Source organism: Synechococcus sp. H55.11 (genome assembly GCF_047462475.1).
Lineage (GTDB): Bacteria > Cyanobacteriota > Cyanobacteriia > Thermostichales > Thermostichaceae > Thermostichus.
Map to the genome: position 1 here is coordinate 1 of NZ_JANSJI010000041.1, position 2497 is coordinate 2497.

Below are 2497 nucleotides of genomic sequence, written 5' to 3' on the forward strand. Positions count from 1 at the left end.
TGGAGCAGGAGCTGAGCGCTTACCTGGATTGAGGACTACCCTTTCTGCCGCTCAATCGGGATCTTCAGCCAACGGCTCAGCTCCGAGGCCAACCATTCTAGCTCTGGCTCTTGCAGATTCTTTAGCTCGTACTTGCGGTTGCCCGCCCAAATGTTCAACTGTGGGCATACCTCTTCCAGGGTCCCAGAATAAGGTTGTCGTCGGGTATAGCCCGGGATCAGCTCCAGCCGGTCAATGTAGCATCGCCGACTAGGGGGAACTGGATGAAAACGCAGGCCAAGCAATTCGTAGGCTAAGCTGATCCGTTCTTTGTCGATATACAGGTAAGCCTTGCCGAATAAGCTGTAGAGGGTCAGGAGCACCAACCACCCCACCTCCCCGAAGAGCACACAGGCCAGCATGAGCAGAAAAAAAGGACTAACCTCCATAGCCTCCTCATCTGTCCCGACCGTGGAGGCGGCAATACAAAGAGCGTAGTAGCTAAGCGCAATGACGGCAACGACGAGAGGCAAACAAACCAAGCCGAGAAGTCGTTTGGCCGGGATCACCACCTCAAAGGTCTGTTCGGACTTGTGCAGTTGAATCCGGCTGCCCGCCGGCCGTCGAGGGGGAACCGCGGCTGCTGTCGAAGGAACCGGCAGTGGGCGGCGATCCAACTGCTCCAGCGCCTCCAGGGCCTGCCGGGCAGAAGTGGGACGGTTCGCCACCAAGGGCTCTGTCAGCCAGCGCAGCCAGTCGCGAAAGGCCGGGCTCAGTTGCACCGCTGACTCGAACCCAATCCGGGATCCCACCTGCGGCAAGTCCGCCGGATGCTGGCCTGTCAGCAGGTGAATCAGCGTGGCGCCTAGGCTGTAGAGATCGGAGGCAGGCACAGTTCTGCCGCCAAATTGCTCTAGGGGCATGTAGCCGTAGCTCCCCACCACGGTGTAGGATCCCTGCTCCCGCGGCCCAGCCGCCTGCACCGAGCCAAAATCCACCAGGTACACCTGCCCGTCGGCTGCCAACAGAATGTTGCTGGGCTTGAGATCCCGGTGGATGACCGGCGGGTGGAGCTCATGGAGGTAAATGAGGATGCGCAGCAGCTTTTGCGCTAGGTCGCGCACCTCCGGCTCGGCAAAACGCCGCCCTCGCTCCATCCACTCCTGCAGCGAGGGGGCGTCGATGTAGCTTTGCACCAGCGCCAGGCCGCGCCCCCCTTTCAGGGCAATTTCAAAGCAATCGCGGTACTGGGGAATGGCCGGGTGGGAGAGAGTTTGCAGGATCTGGGCTTCTCGCTCAAACAGCTTCAGGTCGGCCCAGTTGAAATCCGGCCCGAATAGGATTAGCTTGATGACAACCGGTTCTGAGGTGAGGAGATCCCGCGCTAGGTAGGTGTGTCTACCGCTACGCTTGCTCAGCCGCCGCTCGAGTTGATACCGCTGCCGCCAAACTGGACGCTCTGAAGCCATCTCTCCTCGCTCAAGCACCCCGTTTGCTCAGCTCCATAGTAGCTCTAGGACAGGGATCCCCTCGGGGTCAGAAATTTGTTCTGGGAGACAGAATCAATGGGATTCCTGGAAAGCCTATCCAACAGCTTTCCCAAAACGGGCAGGATATGCTGGCGAGGGATCCCTGGTTCTCTACCGAGTCTCCCCTGGCCCCTCCGCCTGTTTCCCCACCTACTACCAGGGCTTTCTCCCCAAGCCAGCCTGGAGGAGATCAAAGCCGCTTACCGTCGGCGGGTGCGCGAGATTCACCCAGCTCGTCTGCCTGCCGACTTCCCCGAAGGGTTGCAGCAATTGGCCCAGCGAGATACCACGTCCCTCAGCAATAGCCAGCAACGCTGAGTCTACATCTCAGCCTCCTCCCCCAGCCCTCCCCCTTGCCGCAGCCGGCTGTGACCTCTGCTGCTTGGCTTGCGCTCTTGAGTGCCGGCTGGAGGGGGGCTGCTCTCTGTTTGGCAAGTTTGGCCCTCTGGAATGTCCTCAGCCCGGCCCAAGGTTTGGATGTGGCCAGCAAAACGGTTGTTGTTGGCACCTCTCAGTTTCTCGGCAATGCGGATCCTTCTCTGGCAGCCTCCTCTGTCCCCCCAGACATCCGACACGGGCAACGCCCTAGAAGGTTCTCGGCCCCAGTTGCCCCTTCTGCTGGTCTCCTTTCTCCCTCCTAGCGGCCAGCCCAACTCGCATGCTATCGGCCAACGGCAGCAAAGAACGCCGGCAAGCCGTGCGCTGGGTGCCCTAGCCAGGCAGGACTCTGGCCCGCAGGCGGGAGGAAAAGACCTCGTAAATAACCGTCAAAGGCTGGCCCCGGTGTAACAGGAGATAGTGCCTAGCCCAAAAAGGACCGGGGCAGTTGAGAAGCCGGGCAATGGGCTCGGCTTCGCCGTAGTAGAGCCGCCGCAACTCGCGAAAGGTCTCCAGTTTTTCTTGGATTAGGTTTTGACCAATGGGCAGATTGGGGTGGGGCAAGTATCGAGCCAGATGGTCGGAGTTCCACCAAGAGGTGGCATAGAGCA

Annotated in this window: 3 protein-coding genes; 1 reads left to right on the top strand and 2 read right to left on the bottom strand. The window is 60.1% G+C overall.

What is annotated here, in order from left to right:
* Positions 1-35: 35 nt before the first annotated feature.
* Positions 36-1448: a serine/threonine protein kinase gene (locus tag NW853_RS01635; RefSeq protein WP_414347364.1), complete on the bottom strand. Its 1413-nt coding sequence runs from the start codon at positions 1446-1448 to the stop codon at positions 36-38.
* 96 nt (positions 1449-1544) lie between these two features.
* On the opposite strand from NW853_RS01635, the gene NW853_RS01640 reads away from it, so the two are divergent.
* Positions 1545-1826, top strand: coding sequence for a J domain-containing protein (locus NW853_RS01640; RefSeq protein ID WP_414347365.1), 282 nt, complete (start codon positions 1545-1547; stop codon positions 1824-1826).
* Positions 1827-2219: 393 nt separating this feature from the next.
* Here the strand turns inward: NW853_RS01640 and NW853_RS01645 are convergent.
* Positions 2220-2497, bottom strand: a 278-nt coding sequence (locus NW853_RS01645) for a chorismate pyruvate-lyase family protein (RefSeq protein WP_414347368.1), incomplete at its 5' end; no start/stop codon positions are given.

Excerpts from the sequence above, each read along its gene's own strand:
- NW853_RS01640 (WP_414347365.1), top strand. The coding sequence starts at position 1,545 with ATGGGATTCCTGGAAAGCCTATCCAACAGCTTTCCCAAAACGGGCAGG.
- NW853_RS01635 (WP_414347364.1), bottom strand. The coding sequence starts at position 1,448 with ATGGCTTCAGAGCGTCCAGTTTGGCGGCAGCGGTATCAACTCGAGCGG.